Raw genomic sequence first — 18,879 nt, 5'->3', positions numbered from 1 at the left:
CAATGCCGCTTCCCGCGGCAGACGCAATCCTGACTGTGAGCAGTTCCGACCCGCGCAAGCGATTTCCTCGCTCTGCGCGGGTTCGTACGCGTGCCGAATATACAACGGTCTTCAACGGCGCCCGCCGTGTGTCCGATCCGCTGATGACCCTGCACTGGCTGAAGAGCGATACGCCAGCCAGGTTGGGTCTTGCGGTGTCGCGCAAAGTCGATCCCCGAGCCGTGGGTCGCAACCGAGTAAAGCGTGTGCTGCGCGATGCCACACGCCACCTACGGCCGTGGATGAGTGCCGGCGATTACGTCGTCGTTGCCCGCAGCGCCGCCCGTACCGCCAGCAATTCAGATATCCGCCAGGCCTTTGAACGCCTGCTGCGCCGCCTTGGCGCATTGCCCATGCCGGGCGCGGACGGCACAATGCCGCCGCCCCTGGGCGTTGTACCCCTTTCCCAGTCCGAGCCGGCATTGCGTGCCGGCCCCGTCGAGCCTGCACGCTGATGAACCAGACCCGCGTTTTCCTGATTTTTGCCTGGCTGATGGTGGCCGTGTTGCTGTGGATGGAGTGGGGCCGCGACAAAGCCGCGCCGCCGACCCCGGCCGTGGCCGCCCAGACCACCCAGGCCAGCGTGCCGGGTGCGGCGGCCGGCAGCATTCCCGGTGCGCCCGTGCCCCAGGCTGACGGTTCCCTGCCGGCGGCACAGCCGGCCGCACAGACCGAGGCCGGCCCGGCCCGCGTGACCATCACCACCGACGTGCTGCGTCTGGTGCTGGACGGTGGCACGGTGCTGGACGCCGAACTGCTGCAGTTCCCGCAGACCAAGGAAGAAGGCAGCCCGCCGGTCCGCCTGCTGACCGAAGAAGCCACCCACCCGTACCGCGCGGTCAGTGGCTGGATCAGTGAAGACAAGACCATGCCGGTGCCGGCCGCCAACGGCTTCAAGCTGGTCGGCGACAACCACGACTTCGTGCTGGCCAAGGGCCAGGACGAGGTCACCGTGCCGTTCGAATGGACCGGCCCGAACGGCGTGACCATCCGCCGCACCTACTCGCTGGGTCGCAACGAGTACGCGATCACGGTCAAGGATGAAGTCGTCAACGGCGGCAGCGCCCCGTGGAGCGGCTACGTGTTCCGCACCCTGGACCGCACCCCGACCATCCTCTCGCGCAGCATGACCAACCCGGACTCGTTCAGCTTCAACGGCGCGACCTGGTTCAGCCCGCAGGACGGTTACGAGCGTCGCGCGTTCAAGGATTACCTGGACGACGGCCACCTCAACCGCACCATCACCGGCGGCTGGCTGGCGATGCTGCAGCACCACTTCTTCACCGCGTGGATTCCGCAGGCCGACCAGGCCGCGCAGTACTCGCTGGCGCAGAACAACGGCCGTGACCAGATCGAAGCGCGCGGCCCGGCCTTCACCGTGGCCCCGGGCCAGCAGGTCAGCACCGAAGCCCGCCTGTGGGTCGGCCCGAAGCTGGTCAACCTGATCGCCAAGGAAGACGTGAAGGGCCTGGACCGCGTGGTCGACTACAGCCGCTTCTCGCTGATGGCGATCATCGGCCAGGGCCTGTTCTGGGTGTTGAACCAGGTTCACAAGGTGGTCGACAACTGGGGCTGGGCCATCGTCGGCCTGGTGGTGCTGCTGAAGCTGGTGCTGTATCCGCTCTCGGCCGTGCAGTACAAGTCCGGTGCCAAGATGCGTCGCTTCCAGCCGCGCATCGCGCAGCTCAAGGAACGCTATGGCGATGACCGCCAGAAGTTCCAGACCGCGATGATGGAGCTGTACAAGAAAGAGAAGATCAACCCGATGGGCGGCTGTCTGCCGATCCTCATCCAGATGCCGATCTTCTTCGCGCTGTACTGGGTGCTGGTGGAATCGGTGGAACTGCGCCAGGCCCCCTGGCTGGGCTGGATCCAGGATCTGACCGCACGTGACCCGTACTTCATCCTGCCGGTGATCAACGTGGCGGTGATGTGGGCCACGCAGAAGCTGACCCCGGCGCCGGGCATGGACCCGATGCAGGCCAAGATGATGCAGCTGATGCCGCTGGTGTTCGGCGTCATGATGGCCTTCATGCCGTCCGGTCTGGTGCTGTACTGGGTCGTCAACGGCGGCCTGGGCCTGCTCCAGCAGTGGTGGATGACCAAGCGCCACGGCAGCGACCCGCTGCCGGTCGTCACCGCCAAGAAGTAAGCTGCACAGGAGACCCGCCGCAAGGCGGGTTTCCTGCATCTGCGGCCCGCGCATCCTGCGGTCCGTAGAATGCCCGCTGATTCCCCGCACGCCGCAGTGAGCCCGACATGACCCATGCCCCCGACACCATCGTGGCCATCGCCACCGCGCCCGGCGCGGGCGGCGTCGGCATGCTGCGGCTGTCCGGCCCGCAGGCGCGGCCCATCGCCGAGGCGATCGGCGTGCGCGCGATGCAGCCACGGCATGCGCACTACGCGCGCTTGCGCGATGCGGCCGGCGAGGTGATCGACGACGGCATCGCGCTGTGGTTCCCGGCCCCGAACAGCTTCACCGGCGAAGAAGTGGTGGAGCTGCAGGGACATGGCAGCCCGGTGGTGCTGCAGCAGCTGGTCGCGCGTTGCATCGCCTTGGGCGCGCGGCAGGCGCGGCCCGGTGAATTCAGCGAGCGCGCCTTCCTCAACGGCAAGCTCGACCTGGCCCAGGCCGAGGCGATCGCCGACCTGATCGCCGCCAGCGATACCCGCGCAGCGCGCGCGGCACGCCGCTCGCTGGATGGCGTGTTCTCGCGCCGCGTGGACGAGGTCGCAGAACAGCTTGTTCTGCTGCGGATCCACGTGGAAGCGGCGATCGATTTCGCCGACGAACCCCTGGATACCCTCGGCGGCGCCCAGGTGCGCAGCGGTCTGGTCACCGCGCTGCAGGCACTGATCCGGCTGCGCGACGATGCCGAACGCGGGCGCAAGCTGCGCGATGGTCTGCACGCGGTGCTGGTGGGCCCGCCGAACGCCGGCAAGAGCTCGCTGCTCAACGCGTTGGCCGGCAGCGAGCGGGCGATCGTCACCGACATCGCCGGCACCACCCGCGACACCCTGCGCGAAACCATCCGTATCGATGGGCTGGAACTGACCCTGGTCGACACCGCCGGCCTGCGCGAAGGCGGGGATGCCATCGAGCGCGAAGGCATGCGCCGGGCGCGCGAGGAAATGCAGCGCACCGACCTGGCCATCGTGGTGGTCGATGCGCGCGACCCGCAGGCGGGCCGCGACGCGGTGGGCGACAGCATCGCCGAGGTGCCGCAGCAGCTGTGGATCCACAACAAGAGCGATCTGCTGGACGCGATTCCGTCCGACGCCGCTGCGGACGTGGTGCATGTCTCAGCCGCCACCGGCCTCGGCCTGGATCAGCTGCACGCGCGCCTGCGCGCGCTGGCCAGCGGCAGTGCCGGCGACAGCGTGGACGGCGAGTTCTCCGCGCGTGCCCGCCATGTGGAAGCGATCAGCCAGGCCATCGGCCATGCCGAACGCGCCGAATCGGAGCTGGTCCACGAGCACCTGGAGCTGGCCGCCGAGGAACTGCGCCTGGCGCATGAGGCGCTGGGCGAGATCACCGGGCGGATGAGCGCCGATGATCTGCTCGGGCGCATTTTCTCCAGCTTCTGCATCGGGAAGTAGGCGGCGCCTTTCTTCGCGTTGTCACACCCCTGCAGCAGACTGACCCGGTTCTTTATCGACAGGAATCTGAAGTGTCCAAGCCGTTGTGGGGATGTGTGTTGCTGGTGTCGCTGGCCGTGGCACCATCGGTGGCCATGAGCGCTGAATCGTCTTCCCCTACGCCGGCCAAGGCTGCCGTCTACGGCCACCGCGGCGCCAGTGCGCTGCTGCCCGAGCACACGCTTGCCGCCTATGCGCAGGCCATCGCCGACGGCGCCGACTACATCGAGCCGGACCTGGTGATGACCAAGGACGGCGTGCTGGTATCGCGCCACGAGAACGAGATCGGTGGCACCACCGATGTGGCCGCGCACCCCGAGTTCGCCAGCCGCAGGACCGTCAAGACCATCGACGGTGAGCGCATCGAAGGCTGGTTCACCGAAGACTTCACCCTGGCCGAGCTGAAAACGCTGTACGCCCGCGAGCGCTTGCCGCAGCTGCGCAGCACCGCCTTCGACGGCCAGTTCCGCATCGCCACGCTGGACGAGATCATCGCCTTCCTGGTGCAGCAGGCCGGCCGCGCCAACCGCGGCATCGGGCTGGTGCCGGAGGTCAAGCACGGCACCTACTTCACCAGCATCGGCCTGCCGATGGAAGACAAGGTGGTCGCCGCGCTCCAGGGCAACGCCTACACGCGCGTGGCGCCGGTGACGATCCAGTCCTTCGAGGTCGGCAACCTGCGTTACCTGCGTGACCAGCTCGGCCGCGACAGCAACATCCGCCTGCTGCAGCTGCTCGGCGATCCCACGCAGCAGCCCGGCGACGTGCGGGCCGCCAAGGGCCGCCAGCGCTATGCCGATCTGATCACCCCGGCCGGGCTGCGCGAGGTGGCCACCTATGCCGATGGCATCGGCCCAAGCCTGCGCATGGTCATTCCGCTGGACGCGCAGGGGAAGCTCGGCACCCCGACTTCCCTGGTGCGTGATGCGCATGCGGCCGGCTTGATGGTGGTGCCGTATACGTTCCGGCCGGAAAACTACTTCCAGGCCGCGGAGTTCCGCAGCGGCGAGCCGAATGCCCGCAACGCGGAAGGTTCGGTCGCCGAGATGCGGGCCTATCTGGCCACCGGCATCGATGCCTTCTTCACCGATGACCCGGCGCTGGGCAGGCGTGCGGTGGATGGGGATGGCGCACCGGCGAGCCGGTAGGTACCGACCGTTGGTCGGTACGCTCGTGATCGGCGCGATATCGGAATGTCCGGCGCACGGCAGCCACGCATGGCGTGGCTCTACCCCGGCATGCCATCAGGTGGCGTCGCCGGTCAATCCAGCGATGACCCTTCATCGCGCCGCCGGAACGGCAGCACCACGAAGTCGCGGCCCTCGCGTGGTTGCCACAGCACCGGCACGCGGGTCGGGGAGGGCGGCTCCAGATCGGCGTCGCGCGCCGCCTCGATGTCGTCCTCTTCCTCATCTTCCCAGCTGTAGCGTTTGCGCGGCGCCATCGGGTCGGAGAGGCGGAACAGCAGCGCGCTGATGATGCCGGCGAAGGCACCGCCCATATGCGATTGCCAGGACACGCCCGGCTCGTGCGGCAGGATGGTCAGCAGCATGCTGCCGTAGAACAGGAAGGCGATCAGCCCGGCAGCGATCGCTGGCCGGTCGCGGCGCAGCAGGCCGAGCACGAACACCAGGAACATCAGGCCGTGGGTGATGCCACTGGCGCCCAGATGGCGGCTGCCCAGATCGCCGAGCAACCAGGCACCCAGGCCCGAGCCGAGCCACAGCAGGGGCAGCGCGCGCAGCGTTGCTTTGGGATACACGCTGCCGGCCAGGGTGCCGAGGATCAGCAGGGCTGCCGCGTTGGCACCCAGATGCTGGATCGAGCCGTGCAGCAGCGGTGCACCGAGAATGCCGAGCAGGCCGGCCTTGTCCAGCGGGGCCACGGCCCACGGACGCCAGTCGAAGTGGCCCTGGGCGGTATACACCGCGACCAGCAGCACCACGAAGGCCAGGCTCAGGTTGAACGCCCGCAGTACACCACCACGGTCGTTGCGGGACGGAACCGGCGGCGCGCCGGTGGGCTGGGGCAGGTTGGCGTTCATACCCTTAGGGATGGCGTCGCCCCGGATGAACACAAGGGCAACGCCGTGGGAGAGAGAGGTACCGCCTGCGGGACAATCCCGCAGGCGGCACGGTCGGTCAGGCGTGGCCGCCTTCTTTCGGCGGGTTCTTCAGGCTCAACACCACGGTCGCGGCGATGATGACCGCCACCACGCCCAGCGAGATCGGGGTGGGGATCTTGAAGAGGTCGATCAGCATCATCTTGATGCCGATGAAGGCCAGCACCAGGGCCAGGCCGTACGGCAACAGGTGGAAGCGATCGGCCATGCCGGCCAGCAGAAAGAACATCGCGCGCAGGCCCAGCACCGCGAAGACGTTGGAGGTCAGCACGATGAACGGGTCGGTGGTGATGGCAAAGATCGCCGGGATGCTGTCCACCGCGAAGATCACGTCGGTGACCGCGATCAGGATCAGCACCACGAACAGCGGCGTGAACCAGCGCTTGCCATCGCGCATGACGCTCATGGCGTTGCCGGCATAGTCGGGCAGCAGGCGCAGGTGCTTGCGCATCCAGCGCAGGGCGGGGTTGGTCTCAAGATCCGGCTCGCTGCCGGCCGAGAACCACATCTTCCAACCGGTGAAGAGCAGGAATGCACCGAACACGTAGAGCAGCCAGTGGAACTTGGTCAGCAGCACGCTGCCGGCGAAGATCATGATCGTACGCAGCACGATCGCGCCCAGGATCCCGATGATCAATACCTTCTGACGCTGTTCCTCGGGCACTGCGAAGTAGCCCATGATCATCAGGAACACGAAGATGTTGTCCACCGCCAGGGCTTTCTCGACCAGGTAACCGGTCAGGAACTCCAGGCCGACCTTGTTGGCCACCACCTGGCCGGCAGTCTCGTTCAGGTAATACCAGAGGCCACCGTTGAAGGCCAGGGCCAGGGCGACCCAGCCGATGGACCACCACAGGGCCTCCTTGAAGGTGACCTTGTGGGGGCCGCCGTGTCGCATCAAGACGAGGTCGACCAGCAGCGCGATGATCACCACCGCGCCGAAGCCGCCCCACAACCACACATTACCGATCGTCTGCATTGGGTTTATCCGTTGGAAAAATAGATTGCCTCAAGCCGGACGGCGAGGATCTGCAACGGAGGATCGGGGGGATCCAGGGACAGAGCTTCGCCATACGGCGAAGGTCTCGCTCGCAGTCCCGATGGGTGGGACTGCCGTTGCACCGGAGCCTGCGGGCTCGAATTGACGGCGACAACGTCTGGGAGCTACTCCCCTTCTGGGGCCGATTCTGCGGGGTGCCGGGGCCGGCGTCAAATCCTTTCCATGCCCCGGTGCGGCTGAACGAAACGCCCCAACCGGTAGTGACGGCCGCTGGCCGTCAACCACGTAGCGGCCGGGTCTACCGCGCTGACGGCCAGCGGCCGTCACCACCAGAGCGCCAGCGGCGTCGCTCCCAGCGCCGAGGGCTGCAGGCTTCCCGTTTACAATACGCCCATGAATACCCCTGCCCCCGTTGTCCGCCTCAAGAACGCCTGGCGCTCCAGCCACCCGTGGATCTTCCAGAAACTGGTCGAAAAGCCGGCCGTCCGTCCCAAACCCGGTGCCATCGTCGACGTCGTCGGCGTGGACGGCGAGTGGATCGGGCGTGGCTTCTACAACGGTCACTCGCGCATCGCCGTGCGCATCCTGGAGACCGATCAGGCCATCCCGGTCGACGCCGGCTGGTTCTCGCGCAAGATCGCCCAGGCGGTGTCGCTGCGTCGTGAGGTGCTCAAGCTGGACCAGGTCTCCGATGCCTGGCGCGTGGTCCACAGCGAAGGCGACGGTCTGTCCGGCCTGGTCGTGGACCGCTATGGCGACCTGGTGGTGGTCGAGTTCTTTGCCGCCGGCATGTTCCGCCACCGCGAATGGGTCTACGAGGCGCTGCGCGAACAGTTCCCGGGCTGCCGTTTCCACAGCTTTGCCGACGAGCACGTGCAGAAGCAGGAAAGCTTCGACTTCCACGGCAACACCACCACCGAAGCCTCGGTCATCACCGAGTACGGCGTGAAGTTCCGCGCCGACCCGGCCGGTGCGCACAAGACCGGTTTCTTCGCTGACCAGCGCGAGAACCGCCAGTGGCTGAGCCAGCAGGTGGAAGGCAAGACCGTGCTCGACCTGTGCTGCAACACCGGTGGCTTTGCGGTGTATGCCGCTGCGCGCGGTGCGGCCGAAGTGGTCGGCATCGATATCGATGAAGACGTGATCGCCATCGCCAAGGGCAACGCCAAGCTCAACAACGTGCGGCCGAAGTTCATCCAGTCCGACATCTTCCCGTGGCTGCGCGATGCGTCCAACCGGGGTGAGCAGTACGACGTGGTGATCCTCGACCCGGCCAAGATGACCCGCGACCGCGACCAGGTCATCACCGCGTTGAAGAAGTACCTGGACATGAACAAGCTGGCGCTGGGCGTGGTCAAGCCCGGCGGACTGCTCGCCACGTTCTCCTGCACCGGCCTGGTGGCCGAGGATCAGTTCCTGGACATGCTGCGCCGCGCCGCGTTCTACGCCGGCCGCACCATCCAGATCCTGAAAGTGGCTGGCGCCGGTCCGGACCATCCGTTCATGGCCCACGTGCAGGAATCGCGCTACCTCAAGGCCGTGTTCTGCCGCGTGGTGGATTGAGGTCTGTCCGGGCCAGACCCGTTGAACCCGGGACCGTAGAGCCACGCCATGCGTGGCTTCGCGGGCCAGATCAAGCCCAGCCACGCATGGCGTGGCTCTACAACCAAGGTGAGGCGTCATGACGTTGCGCAGTCTGTCTTTGCTGGTTTCGCTGGCGTTGTGCACGCCACTGGCCGCCCACGCGATCGAATTCACCCCGCAGGAACTGGCCAGGGCGTCCACGCTGCAGCAGCGGCTGCTGACCCTGGACAGCCACCTCGATACACCGGCCAACTTCCACCGTGACGGCTTCGACATCACCCAGCGGCACGACCACAACGCGCTGTCGCAAGTGGATTACCCGCGCATGGTGGAAGGCGCGCTGGATGGCGGTTTCTGGGCCATCTACACCGACCAGGGCGACCGCAGTGCGCAGGCGCACCAGCACGACCGCGATGCCGGCCTGCTGCGGCTGACGGAAATCCGCGAGATGCTCGCCGCGCATCCGGATACCTTCCAGCTCGCGCTGACCGCCGCCGATGCCGCGCGCATCAAGGCCGCCGGCAAGCGCGTGGTCTACATCAGCATGGAGAACGCCAGCCCGCTGGTCGACGATCCCACGCTGCTCAGCTACTACCACCTGGCCGGCCTGCGCCTGCTCAGCACCGTGCACTTCGCCAACAACGAGTTCGCCGATTCGGCCACCGATCCCAAGGGCGCCGAATGGAAGGGCCTGAGCCCGGCCGGCAAGGCGCTGGTGGATGAAGCGGTGCGTCTGGGGATCGTGATCGATCAATCGCATGCCTCCGATGCGGTGTTCGATGATCTGATCGAGCGCATGCCGGTGCCGTTCGTGCTCTCGCACAGCTCGGCCAAGGCGATCTACAACCATCCGCGCAACCTCGACGATGCGCGCCTGAAGCGGCTGGCCAAGGCCGGCGGCGTGATCCAGGTCAACGCCTATGGCGGTTACCTGATCGACACCGGCAAAAGCGAGGCGCGCAAAGCGGCCGAGACGGCGCTGATGGCGCAGCTCGGCACCGATTACGACGGGATGAGCATCCAGCAGGGGGTCGCGCTGAAGAAGGGGCTGGAGGAGATCGACCAGCGCATCCCGCTGCGCAAGGCCACGCTGGACGATTTCTTCGCCCACTTCGAGCACATCCTCAAGGTGGTCGGCCCCGAACACGCAGGCATCGGCCTGGACTGGGATGGCGGCGGTGGCCTGGCCGATCTCCAGGACGTAAGCCAGTTGCCCAAGATCACTGCGTGGCTGCTGCGCAAGGGTTACACCGAGCAGCAGATCGCCGGCATCTGGGGCGGCAACCTGCTGCGCGTCATGCAGCAGGCGCACGATCATGCCGCCAAGGCCGCGGCCGCGAAACCCTGAGGCCAGTGGCGCGTCGCGCGCTGCCCGGCAGGGCGTCGTCACCGCTGCCAACAACGAAAAAGGCAGGCCTTGGGCCTGCCTTTTTCACACCCGGTCATCTCATCGCCGGCCCGGTGGCCGGCGCGATAGCTCAGCCCTTGCCCAGCACCGCATTGCGGCGGCCATAGGCGAAGTAGGCGATCAGGCCCACGACGTTCCACGCCAGGAAGTACAACTGCGTGGTGCTCGGCAGGCTGAAGAACAGGTACACGCAGCCGATCACCGCCAGCGGGCCGACCACGTAGGCCAGCGGCGTGCGGAACTTGCGCACGCGGTTGGGCTCGCGCTTGCGCAGCACCACCAGGCACAGGCCCACCGCGGTGAACGCGGCCAGCGTGCCGGCGTTGGCCAGTGCGGCGATTTCATCCAGGCGTGCCACACCGGCCAGCGCGGCCACCAGCACCGCGGTGAACAGCGTGGTCGCGATCGGGGTGCCGGTGCGCGCGCTGACCTTGGACAGGCCACGCGGCAGCAGGCCATCGCGCGACATGACGAAGAAGATGCGGCTCTGGCCATACAGGAAGGCCAGCAGCACGGTCGGCAGGGCGATCACCGCCGCCGCGCCGATCCACTTGGCCGCGCCCGGGCTGCCCAGCTCGCGCAGGATTAGTGCCAGCGGCTCGGCGCTCTGGCCGAAGATCGTGTAGCTCATCGCACCCACGGCGGCCAGCGCCACCAGCACGTAGATGATGGTGCAGCCGACCATCGAGCCGATGATGCCGATCGCCAGGTCGCGCTCGGGTTTCTTGGTTTCTTCGGCCGCGGTGGAGATCGCATCGAAGCCGTAGAACGCGAAGAAGATGATCGCCGCGGCCGCCATCACTCCGCGCTCGACGCCATCGGCGCCCAGCGACTTGACGAAGCCGAACGGCATGAACGGCTCCATGTGGCCGGTATCGAAGTGCGGCAGGGCGATCGCCACGAACACGGTCAGCGCGATGATCTTGACCACCACCAGCACCGCGTTGAGCGTCGCACTCTCCTTGGTCCCGGCCATCAGCATGCCGGCCACCAGGAAGGTGATCAGCACGGCCGGCAGGTTGATGAAACCGCCTTCCACGTGCGGGCCGGCGGTGAGCATCAAGGGCAGGTCGATGCCCCAGCCGTGCAGGAAGCCGACCGCGTAGCCGGACCACCCCACCGCCACCGTGCTGACCACCAGCGAGTACTCCAGGATCAGGCTCCAGCCCACCACCCAGGCCACCATCTCGCCGAGCGCGGTATAGCTGTAGGTGTAGGCGCTGCCGGCGGCCGGCATCATCGTGGCCAGTTCGGCATAGGACAGCGCCGCGCAGGCGCAGACCGCGCCGGCGATGGCAAACGAGATCAACACCGCCGGCCCGGCCAGGTTCGCGCCGACACCGATCAGGGTGTAGATGCCGGTGCCGACGATGGCGCCGATGCCCAGCGCGATCAGGTGCGGCCAACTCAGGGTCGGGATCAGTTGCCTGCCGGCTTCATGGACGGTGACAGTGTCTAGGGACTTGCGCCGGAGCAATGACATGGGGCCTCGCGGTGGATGACTGTGAACGACAAGTCTGCGAGTTTTACCGAACGCGGCGCAGCATTACTACTGCCAAGCGTCGTAAGCAGCCGCACGGTCGCCATGACTGGGGCGAAGGTGACGAAACCAGCACAAAGTCCGGGCACTCATCCCTGTGACATCCGGTACCGGTCACGGCACCGGATGTCGTCGCCGAACGCGGTCTGGCTGCCGCGCACGCTGCTGGCCGGTGGATCTCAGCGGTTCAATGTCGCCATCGCCGCGGGAGCATAGCGCGGGCCGGCGGCGGCATTGGCCGGGAAGAGGGCGTCGATGCGGGCCAGCTCGTCGGCGCTGAGCTGCACCTGCAGCGCGCCCAGGTTCTCGTCCAGATACGCCAGGCGCTTGGTACCCGGGATCGGCACCAGGTCTTCGCCCTGCGCCAGCACCCAGGCCAGGGCCAGCTGCCCGGGGCTCACGCCCTGGGTCTTGGCCATCGCGGTGACCGCGTCGACCAGCGCCAGGTTGCGGTCGAAGTTCTCGCCCTGGAAACGCGGCGATTGGCGGCGGTAGTCATCGGCGTCGAAATCGGCCGGGCTGCGGATCGCGCCGGTCAGGAAGCCACGGCCCAGCGGCGAGTAGGGCACGAAGCCGATGCCGAGCTCGCGCACCGTCGCCAGCACACCGTTGTCTTCCGGATCGCGCGACCACAGCGAGTACTCGGTCTGCACCGCGGTGATCGGATGCACCGCATGGGCGCGGCGGATCGTGCTTGCCGAGGCTTCGGAGAGGCCGAGGAAGCGCACCTTGCCCTGTTCGACCAGCCGCGCCATCGCCCCCACGGTGTCCTCGATCGGCACCGTGCCGTCCACGCGGTGCTGGTAGTACAGGTCGATGTGGTCCACGCCCAGCCGCTGCAGGCTGGCCTCGCAGGCGGCGATCACGTACTCGGGGCGGCCATCGACGCTGCGCGCGGCGGTGTCGCTCGGCTCCAGCCTGATCCCGAACTTGGTGGCGAGGAACACCTGGTCGCGGCGGCCGGCGATCGCCTTGCCGACCAGCACCTCGTTGGTGTGCGGGCCGTACATGTCGGCGGTGTCGAGCAGGGTGACGCCGCGTTCCAGCGCGCGGTGGATGACCGCGATCGCGTCGGCATCGCTGCCGCGGCCGCCATAGAAGGCGCTCATGCCCATGCAGCCCAGGCCGAGCGCGGAAACGGTGGGGCCATCACGGCCAAGGGTGCGGGTCTGCATGAAGTACTCCGGGGAAGGGAAGGAACAGGACCAGCATCCTCCTGCGGACTATGTGGATAAACTGGCCGCTCCTGCATCGTCTTTGAAGCAAGCCTTCACAATGAGCGCTCAGCATCCCCTGCCCGCCGTGGTTGCCTTCGCCCGCGTCGCGCACCATGCCAGCTTCACCCGGGCCGCCGACGAGCTGGGCGTATCGCCCTCGGCGCTCTCGCAGACGGTGCGTGCGCTGGAGGCCCACCTTGGCGTGCGGCTGCTGCACCGGACCACGCGCCGGGTCGGCCTGACCGAGCGGGGCGCACGCTTCCTGGCGCAGGTACGCGAGGGCCTGGCCCGGATCGACGCCGCGTTCGACGACCTGGACCAGGTGCGCGATGTCCCCGCCGGCAAGCTGCGCATCAACGTGCCGCGGATCGCTGCCGAACTGCTGGTGCTGCCGCACCTGCCCGGCTTCCTGGCGCGTTATCCACAGATCGAGGTGGAGCTGTTCGTGGAAACCGCGCTGACCGATCTGGTCGCCGGCGGCTTCGACGCGGGCATCCGCTTGGGCGAAAGCCTGGCCCGCGGCATGATCGCGGTGCCGATCGGGCCGCTGGAACGCCAGGTGGTGGTGGCCACGCCGGACTATCTGGCCATGCACGGCGTGCCCGCGACCCCGGCCGACCTGGTCGCGCACGAGTGCATCGTGCACCGGCTCAGCACCGGCCGGCGGATGGCGTGGGAGTTCACCGGCGAGAGTCGCGATTTCGAGGTCGAGGTGGCGGGCCGGCTGGTGTTCAACGACGCCGGGCTGATCCATGCCGCCGTCACCCGGGGCATTGGCCTGGCCCAGGGGTTCGAGGCGCTGTACGCCGGCGACGTGGCGGCCGGCCGGCTGCAGTGCGTGCTGCAGGACTGGCAGCAGCCGTTCGCCGGTTTCCACCTTTACTACCCGGCACGTGAGCAGATGGCGCCCAAGCTGCGGGTGTTCATCGACCACCTGCGTGAGGTGATGCGGCGCTGACGCGCGCGGCTGGGCCGGTGCCGGGCAGCAGGGCGCGTGCCCAGTCTGCCTGCGGTGGATGGCCCTGTGGATAGATCACCTGCGCATCCCCGGGGAAGCGCTTGCAGCACAACACGCCGTCGGCATCGAACAGACGCCAGCCCTGCGCCGCCGCTTCGGCCTCGGCGATGCGATGGCGCAGCCCAAGCACCAGGCTGGCGTGGCAGTCGAACAGGCACGTACGCAGATCGATCCGGTCCAGCGGCTGAAGCCCCGCGACGATGCGGGTCACGGCGGGATGGGCCAGATCGATGCGCCGGGTGTGCATGCCGAGCAGGCGCTCGTCATGACCGCTCAGGTGCTGCACGAAGTAGACAGGTGGCGGCATGGGTCCCCGCAGTGTTGCGCACGCGCCGGTGAGGCGACGTTGGACGATGGCGCCGATTGGACACCTCGCCGGTACGCAGGGGAATCTCAATGTTTGAATGAAAACCGAGCGTCGCGATGATGCTGCCTATCCGCGGCCGAACGCGACGCGCGCTGTCGTCGTGCACCACGCTTGCGTGCAAGGGCTCAGCCGCTCACGCCCAGCCGCACACCGAACCCGACCAGGAACACCCCCGCCACGCGCCTCAGCCAAAGCCCGACACGCGGGTGCTGCAGAATCCGACGGCGCAGCAGGTTGCCCACCCCGATCAGCACCGAGCAGTAGGCCAGCCCCATGACGAAGATGATCAGCGCCATGGTCGCAAACGTCACCACACCCTGGTGCCGTGCCGGATCGATGAACAGCGGCAGGAAGGCCATGTAGAAGATGATCGCCTTCGGGTTGAGCAGGTTGATCAGCACCGCCTGGCGGAAGTAGTGGCCCGGCGTGAGGCGGATCCCACCTTCCTCGCCCTGGGCGCGCGGTGCGCGCAGCAGGCCGATGCCGATCCACACCAGGTACGCCGCGCCGAGGTACTGCACCGCGTGGAACACCAGCGGGTTGGCCTTGAGCAGCGCCGCCACACCGGCTACCGCCAGCCACATCAGGATCTGGTCGCCCAGCAGCAGGCCGAACAGCGCCGTGTAACCGCCGCGCACCCCGCCGCGCCCGGTGGCGGTGAGCAGGGTGAAGGTGCCTGGGCCCGGCAGGGCCAGGAACACCAGCACGGCAGCAACAAAGGTCCACAGATCCTGGATGCCCATCCACGGCATGGCGGCGACTCGACAACGGGGGAGAGGCATTGTCCGGCAGCTGCGCCCCGGGCGATAGCGTCAGCGCGCGCCGTCCGGCAAGCCGGCCAGCAGGGGCTGCAGCCGTTGTTCGAACATCGCATGCAGCTGGCGGATCGCCGGGGAGAACTGCTTGCGGTGCGGGCACACCAGGTTCAACGGCAGGCTGTCGCCGGCCCCGTCCAGCAGCACCTGCAGGCGCCCGGCCTGCACATCGGCGCAGATATCCAGCCACGACTTGAACACGATGCCTTCCCCCGCCACCGCCCACCGCCGGACCACGTCGGCATCGTCGCAGACCATGTTGCCGCGCACCGGGATCACCGTGCGGCGGCCATCGGCCTCGAAGCTCCAGCGGTCATACGCACGCCCGGCCAGCTGGTAGAGCAGGCAGTGGTGCTCCTTCAACGCGTCCAGGCTGTCCGGCGTGCCGTGCCGGGCCAGGTAGTCCGGTGAGGCGGCCAGCACCCGCCGATTGCCGGGCAGCAGGGGCAGGGCGACATAGCTGGCGTTGTCGAACCGGCCCAGGCGGAAGGCGATGTCGACCGGATCGCGGAACACATCGGCCACTTGGTCGGACAACTGCAGGCGCAGCTGCAGCTTCGGGTGCGCGGCGCGGAACTCGGTCAGCCACGGCAGCAGCAGGTTGCGGCCCAGGTCCGATGGCGCCGCCACCTGCAGCGTGCCGCGCAGCTCGGCATCCTCGCCACGCACCCGGGCCTCGCCCTCGCGCAGCGCGGCCAGCACCTCCTGCGCGTAGGGCAGATACAGCGCGCCCTCGGCGGTCAGGCGCAGGCTGCGGGTGGAGCGCACGAACAGGCGCAGGTCCAGCTCGCGCTCCAGCCGCGCCACCGCCGCCGCGACCTGGCCGGGCAGCAGGTCGGCCTCGCGCGCGGCGTTGGAGAAGCTGCCCAGCGCCGCCGTGCGGACGAACAGGGCGAGATCGTCAAACCGGACCATTTTCATTCCTGGAGTGAAAGTGCTGCCCGATTTTGCGCCTTTCTCCGCTTGGCCGTGAAGCGCAGTCTGTCCGTCTTCCCCAACGGATCTCCCCCCGATGAAAGCCGTCGCCTATACCCAGCATGGCCTGTCGATCAGCGACCCCGCCGCGCTGGTGGACATCACCCTGCCGATCCCCACGCCTGGCCCACGCGACCTGCGGGTCGAGGTCCGGGCGATCTCGGTGAACCCGGTCGATACCAAGGTCCGCAACGGCGTGGCGGTAACCGAGCCGCGCGTCCTCGGTTTCGACGCGGTCGGCATCGTGGATGCGGTCGGTGACGAGGTGACCCTGTTCCAGCCCGGCGACGCGGTCTTCTATGCCGGTGCGATCGGCCGCGCCGGCAGCAATGCCGAGTACCAGCTGGTGGACGAGCGCATCGTCGGGCACAAGCCGGCCAGCCTGGATGACGCTGCCGCCGCGGCGCTGCCGCTCACCGCGATCACGGCCTGGGAGCTGCTGTTCGACCGCCTGCGCATCCCCGAGAACGGCGGTGAAGGCCAGACCCTGCTGGTGATCGGCGCGGCCGGTGGCGTCGGCTCGATCCTGGTCCAGCTGGCCCGCCAGCTGACCCGCCTGACCGTGATCGGCACCGCCTCGCGCCCGGACACCCAGGACTGGGTCTACGCGCTGGGCGCGCACCATGTGATCGATCACACCCAGCCGCTGGGCGAAGGCCTGCAGCGCCTGGGGATCGCCGAGGTCAGCCACGTCGCCAGCCTGACCCATACCGACCAGCACTACGACCAGATCGTCGCCGCGCTCGCCCCGCAGGGCCAGCTGGCGCTGATCGACGACCCGGGCCAGCTCGATGTGATGGCACTCAAGCGCAAGAGCCTGTCGCTGCACTGGGAATCGATGTTCACCCGCTCCAGCTTCAACACCCCCGACGTGCAGCGCCAGCACGAGCTGCTCGAGCGCGTCGCCGCGCTGATCGACGCGGGCGTGCTGCGCACCACGCTGGGCGAACACTACGGCCGCATCAACGCCGCCAACCTGCGTCAGGCGCACGCCCTGATCGAGAGCCACCGCGCGCGCGGCAAGCTCGTGCTCGAAGGGTTCTGACGCAGCCAATGAGACCGCCGCGGCCTACACTTGGCGCATGCAAACCGAATTCCTCATTCTCGGCGGCCTGGTGTGTGCCGTCCTCGTGCTGCAGCTGCTCGCGCTGCTGCGGCGTTCCGGCAACGGCGGCCTCGAACAGACCCTGCGCGAGGAAGCGCGGGTCGGCCGCAGCGAACTGCGTGAGCAGCTCGAAGGCCTGGGCCGCCAGCAGGATGCCCGGCTGGAGAGTTTCGCGCGCGCGCTGACCGATCTCTCCACCCGCACCGACCAGCGCCTGGACCTGCTGCGCGATGCGCTCGGTGAAGACGCGCGCAAGGCCCGCGAGGAAAGCACGCTCAGCCAGCAGCGCACCGGCGACCTGCTGGCACTGCGCATGCAGGAAGTGCGTGCGCAGCTGGAAGCATTCGGGCAACAGCAGCAGGCGCGCATTGAAGCGTTCGGCCAGCAGCTGGTGGACCTGACCACCCGCACCGACAGCCACATGGCCGCGCTGCGCCAGGCCCTGGCCGAAGACGCGCGCCTGGGCCGCGAGGAAACCGGGCAGTCGCAGCAGCGCCTGGGTGAATCGCTGGGCCTGCGCCTGCAGGAAATGACCCAGCGCAACGAGCAGCGTATCGGCGAGATGCGCGCCACGCTCGAGCAGCAGCTCAAGAGCCTGCAGAGCGACAACGCCGAGAAGCTCGACCAGATGCGCGTGACCGTGGACGAGAAGCTGCAGACCACCTTGGAAACCCGCCTGGGTGCTTCGTTCCAGCTGGTCTCCGAGCGGCTGGAGCAGGTCCAGCGCGGGCTTGGCGAGATGCAGCAGCTGGCCACCGGCGTGGGCGACCTCAAGCGCGTGCTGACCAACGTCAAGAACCGCGGCAGCTGGGGCGAAGTGCAGCTGGACAACATCCTCGAGCAGACGCTCACCCAGGAGCAGTACGCGCGCGGCGTCAAAGTGCGCCCGGACAGCAACGAGATCGTGGATATCGCGGTGCGCCTGCCGGGTCGTGGCCACGAAGACACGCCGGTGTGGCTGCCGATCGATTCCAAGTTCCCGCGCGAGGATTACGAACGCCTGCTCGATGCGCAGGAACAGGGCGATGTCGAGGGGGTGCGCGTGCAGGGCGCGCAGCTGGAGCGCGCGATCCGCATCCAGGCCAAATCGATCTGCGACAAGTACATCGCCCCGCCGCACACCACTGATTTCGCGGTGATGTTCCTGCCGACCGAAAGCCTGTACGCCGAAGTGATCCGCCGCCCCGGCCTGATCGACCTGCTGCAGCGCGACCACCGCGTGGTGGTGGCCGGCCCGACCACCGTCACCGCGCTGCTCAACAGCCTGCAGATGGGCTTCCGCACGCTGGCCATCGAACAGCGCTCCAGCGAAGTGTGGGGCCTGCTCGGTGCGGTCAAAAGTGAGTTCGGCAAGTTCGCCGGCATCCTGGAAAAAGCCGAGAAGCAGATCACCACCGTCGGCCGCAGCCTCGGTGAAGCCAGCCGCAAGACGCGCACCATCGAGCGCCGCCTGCGCAGCGTGGAAACGCTGGGCAGCGAACAGACCCAGGACCTGCTCGGCGACATGAGCGGCGAGGACGAGGACGTGGCCGGCGACGAGACCAGCGCCGCGCAGGAGTGAGCGCCGACGCCATGCATGCAGGCGATCACGCATGCTGCGCGGCACACGCTCTGCCCTGTCTCTCTTCCGCCTTCCAAGGAACGCCGATGCGCCTGACCCTGATGCTGTCCCTCCTGCTCGCCCTGGCCGGGTGCAGCAGTACGCCACCTGTCGATACCCCTGCCGACACCGCGGCGACCACCTCCGCCACACCGAGCGCTGCCGCATGCACCGCCGCCGGTGGCAGTCTGCAGCCGCTGGGTCGCCTGCAGCGCGTGCAGTGCGTGGTGCCCTACGCCGATGCCGGCAAGGTCTGCAGCGCCAAGGCCGACTGCAGCGGCCAATGCCTGGCCACGAGCGATGTCGCGCCGGGAACGGCCGCGCGCGGCGTCTGCCAGCGTGATGTCAGCCAGAACTTCGGCTGCCGCCAGCGCATCGATGGCGGCGTGGCACTGGGCACGATCTGCGTCGACTGAGCTTCCCGCGGCACGGCTATGCTGTGCCTCC

Annotated in this window: 17 protein-coding genes; 10 read left to right on the top strand and 7 right to left on the bottom strand. The window is 68.0% G+C overall.

The genetic code is table 11. From position 1 onward, the window contains the following. Positions 1-2 precede the first annotated feature (2 nt). The 4 genes from rnpA to HMPREF3113_RS16855 all read left to right on the top strand — a co-directional run bounded on the left by rnpA (position 3) and on the right by HMPREF3113_RS16855 (position 4,829). A complete protein-coding gene (gene rnpA, locus HMPREF3113_RS18485; RefSeq protein WP_019184046.1) occupies positions 3-494 on the top strand; it encodes a ribonuclease P protein component in 492 nt (163 codons plus the stop codon). Further along, positions 494-2,191 carry a membrane protein insertase YidC gene (gene yidC / locus HMPREF3113_RS16865; RefSeq protein WP_019184045.1) on the top strand — a complete coding sequence of 566 codons (1,698 nt, stop codon included), beginning with the start codon at positions 494-496 and terminating at the stop codon, positions 2,189-2,191. Before rnpA ends, yidC begins: the two co-directional genes overlap by 1 nt. 107 nt (positions 2,192-2,298) lie before the next feature. Next, positions 2,299-3,642, top strand: coding sequence for a tRNA uridine-5-carboxymethylaminomethyl(34) synthesis GTPase MnmE (mnmE, locus tag HMPREF3113_RS16860; protein ID WP_070474182.1), 1,344 nt, complete (start codon positions 2,299-2,301; stop codon positions 3,640-3,642). Between the two features lie 134 nt (positions 3,643-3,776). Then, the gene (locus HMPREF3113_RS16855) at positions 3,777-4,829 is read left to right on the top strand and encodes a glycerophosphodiester phosphodiesterase (RefSeq protein ID WP_070474225.1); all 1,053 of its coding nucleotides are present in this window, start codon (positions 3,777-3,779) and stop codon (positions 4,827-4,829) included. A 113-nt stretch (positions 4,830-4,942) separates the two neighbouring features. Here HMPREF3113_RS16855 and HMPREF3113_RS16850 read toward each other — a convergent pair whose 3' ends face one another. Further along, positions 4,943-5,725, bottom strand: a complete 783-nt coding sequence (locus HMPREF3113_RS16850; protein ID WP_070474180.1) for a rhomboid family intramembrane serine protease — start codon at positions 5,723-5,725, stop codon at positions 4,943-4,945. Between the two features lie 97 nt (positions 5,726-5,822). Next, positions 5,823-6,782 (bottom strand): TerC family protein, encoded by a 960-nt coding sequence (locus HMPREF3113_RS16845; protein WP_070474178.1) that lies wholly within the window; start codon positions 6,780-6,782, stop codon positions 5,823-5,825. Between the two features lie 414 nt (positions 6,783-7,196). On the opposite strand from HMPREF3113_RS16845, the gene HMPREF3113_RS16840 reads away from it, so the two are divergent. Next, complete coding sequence (locus HMPREF3113_RS16840; protein ID WP_019184040.1) at positions 7,197-8,366, top strand: class I SAM-dependent rRNA methyltransferase; 1,170 nt, start codon at positions 7,197-7,199, stop codon at positions 8,364-8,366. 118 nt (positions 8,367-8,484) lie between these two features. Continuing rightward, positions 8,485-9,735 (top strand): dipeptidase, encoded by a 1,251-nt coding sequence (locus HMPREF3113_RS16835; RefSeq protein ID WP_070474176.1) that lies wholly within the window; start codon positions 8,485-8,487, stop codon positions 9,733-9,735. Between the two features lie 130 nt (positions 9,736-9,865). On the opposite strand, the gene HMPREF3113_RS16830 is transcribed toward HMPREF3113_RS16835, so the two are convergent. Together HMPREF3113_RS16830 and HMPREF3113_RS16825 are read right to left on the bottom strand one after the other, a co-directional pair. Next, on the bottom strand, positions 9,866-11,278 hold the full coding sequence (locus HMPREF3113_RS16830; RefSeq protein ID WP_019184038.1) for an amino acid permease: 1,413 nt from the start codon (positions 11,276-11,278) through the stop codon (positions 9,866-9,868). A gap of 236 nt (positions 11,279-11,514) precedes the next feature. Further along, complete coding sequence (locus tag HMPREF3113_RS16825) at positions 11,515-12,510, bottom strand: aldo/keto reductase (RefSeq protein ID WP_070474174.1); 996 nt, start codon at positions 12,508-12,510, stop codon at positions 11,515-11,517. A 100-nt stretch (positions 12,511-12,610) separates the two neighbouring features. Here HMPREF3113_RS16825 and HMPREF3113_RS16820 point away from each other — a divergent pair, with 100 nt between their 5' ends. After that, the gene (locus HMPREF3113_RS16820) at positions 12,611-13,510 is read left to right on the top strand and encodes a LysR family transcriptional regulator (protein ID WP_070474171.1); all 900 of its coding nucleotides are present in this window, start codon (positions 12,611-12,613) and stop codon (positions 13,508-13,510) included. On the opposite strand, the gene HMPREF3113_RS16815 is transcribed toward HMPREF3113_RS16820, so the two are convergent. The 3 genes from HMPREF3113_RS16815 to HMPREF3113_RS16805 form a co-directional block, all read right to left on the bottom strand. Further along, complete coding sequence (locus HMPREF3113_RS16815) at positions 13,476-13,877, bottom strand: hypothetical protein (RefSeq protein ID WP_070474169.1); 402 nt, start codon at positions 13,875-13,877, stop codon at positions 13,476-13,478. The genes HMPREF3113_RS16820 and HMPREF3113_RS16815 overlap by 35 nt on opposite strands. Before the next feature lie 185 nt (positions 13,878-14,062). Further along, positions 14,063-14,689 (bottom strand): leucine efflux protein LeuE, encoded by a 627-nt coding sequence (gene leuE, locus HMPREF3113_RS16810; protein ID WP_070474168.1) that lies wholly within the window; start codon positions 14,687-14,689, stop codon positions 14,063-14,065. Positions 14,690-14,749: 60 nt separating this feature from the next. Beyond that, positions 14,750-15,667 carry a LysR family transcriptional regulator gene (locus tag HMPREF3113_RS16805; protein WP_139146397.1) on the bottom strand — a complete coding sequence of 306 codons (918 nt, stop codon included), beginning with the start codon at positions 15,665-15,667 and terminating at the stop codon, positions 14,750-14,752. A 97-nt stretch (positions 15,668-15,764) separates the two neighbouring features. Here HMPREF3113_RS16805 and HMPREF3113_RS16800 point away from each other — a divergent pair, with 97 nt between their 5' ends. The 3 genes from HMPREF3113_RS16800 (at position 15,765) to HMPREF3113_RS16790 (ending at position 18,848) form a co-directional block, all read left to right on the top strand. Next, positions 15,765-16,772: a zinc-binding alcohol dehydrogenase family protein gene (locus HMPREF3113_RS16800; RefSeq protein WP_070474163.1), complete on the top strand. Its 1,008-nt coding sequence runs from the start codon at positions 15,765-15,767 to the stop codon at positions 16,770-16,772. 37 nt (positions 16,773-16,809) lie between these two features. Then, positions 16,810-18,393: a DNA recombination protein RmuC gene (gene rmuC, locus HMPREF3113_RS16795; protein ID WP_070474161.1), complete on the top strand. Its 1,584-nt coding sequence runs from the start codon at positions 16,810-16,812 to the stop codon at positions 18,391-18,393. Between the two features lie 86 nt (positions 18,394-18,479). Then, positions 18,480-18,848 carry a hypothetical protein gene (locus tag HMPREF3113_RS16790; RefSeq protein WP_070474159.1) on the top strand — a complete coding sequence of 123 codons (369 nt, stop codon included), beginning with the start codon at positions 18,480-18,482 and terminating at the stop codon, positions 18,846-18,848. Positions 18,849-18,879: the final 31 nt, after the last annotated feature.

Origin of the sequence: Stenotrophomonas sp. HMSC10F06, assembly GCF_001807865.1 — a bacterium.
GTDB lineage: Bacteria > Pseudomonadota > Gammaproteobacteria > Xanthomonadales > Xanthomonadaceae > Stenotrophomonas > Stenotrophomonas bentonitica_A.
Note: the sequence above shows the minus strand (reverse complement) of the source record. Positions and strands in the feature narration are given on the sequence as shown.

Excerpts from the sequence above, each read along its gene's own strand:
- HMPREF3113_RS16805 (WP_139146397.1), bottom strand. The coding sequence starts at position 15,667 with ATGGTCCGGTTTGACGATCTCGCCCTGTTCGTCCGCACGGCGGCGCTG.
- HMPREF3113_RS16850 (WP_070474180.1), bottom strand. The coding sequence starts at position 5,725 with ATGAACGCCAACCTGCCCCAGCCCACCGGCGCGCCGCCGGTTCCGTCC.
- mnmE (WP_070474182.1), top strand. The coding sequence starts at position 2,299 with ATGACCCATGCCCCCGACACCATCGTGGCCATCGCCACCGCGCCCGGC.
- rnpA (WP_019184046.1), top strand. The coding sequence starts at position 3 with ATGCCGCTTCCCGCGGCAGACGCAATCCTGACTGTGAGCAGTTCCGAC.
- HMPREF3113_RS16825 (WP_070474174.1), bottom strand. The coding sequence starts at position 12,510 with ATGCAGACCCGCACCCTTGGCCGTGATGGCCCCACCGTTTCCGCGCTC.
- HMPREF3113_RS16800 (WP_070474163.1), top strand. The coding sequence starts at position 15,765 with ATGAAAGCCGTCGCCTATACCCAGCATGGCCTGTCGATCAGCGACCCC.
- yidC (WP_019184045.1), top strand. The coding sequence starts at position 494 with ATGAACCAGACCCGCGTTTTCCTGATTTTTGCCTGGCTGATGGTGGCC.
- HMPREF3113_RS16815 (WP_070474169.1), bottom strand. The coding sequence starts at position 13,877 with ATGCCGCCACCTGTCTACTTCGTGCAGCACCTGAGCGGTCATGACGAG.
- HMPREF3113_RS16820 (WP_070474171.1), top strand. The coding sequence starts at position 12,611 with ATGAGCGCTCAGCATCCCCTGCCCGCCGTGGTTGCCTTCGCCCGCGTC.
- leuE (WP_070474168.1), bottom strand. The coding sequence starts at position 14,689 with ATGCCGTGGATGGGCATCCAGGATCTGTGGACCTTTGTTGCTGCCGTG.
- HMPREF3113_RS16845 (WP_070474178.1), bottom strand. The coding sequence starts at position 6,782 with ATGCAGACGATCGGTAATGTGTGGTTGTGGGGCGGCTTCGGCGCGGTG.
- rmuC (WP_070474161.1), top strand. The coding sequence starts at position 16,810 with ATGCAAACCGAATTCCTCATTCTCGGCGGCCTGGTGTGTGCCGTCCTC.
- HMPREF3113_RS16855 (WP_070474225.1), top strand. The coding sequence starts at position 3,777 with ATGAGCGCTGAATCGTCTTCCCCTACGCCGGCCAAGGCTGCCGTCTAC.
- HMPREF3113_RS16835 (WP_070474176.1), top strand. The coding sequence starts at position 8,485 with ATGACGTTGCGCAGTCTGTCTTTGCTGGTTTCGCTGGCGTTGTGCACG.
- HMPREF3113_RS16840 (WP_019184040.1), top strand. The coding sequence starts at position 7,197 with ATGAATACCCCTGCCCCCGTTGTCCGCCTCAAGAACGCCTGGCGCTCC.
- HMPREF3113_RS16790 (WP_070474159.1), top strand. The coding sequence starts at position 18,480 with ATGCGCCTGACCCTGATGCTGTCCCTCCTGCTCGCCCTGGCCGGGTGC.
- HMPREF3113_RS16830 (WP_019184038.1), bottom strand. The coding sequence starts at position 11,278 with ATGTCATTGCTCCGGCGCAAGTCCCTAGACACTGTCACCGTCCATGAA.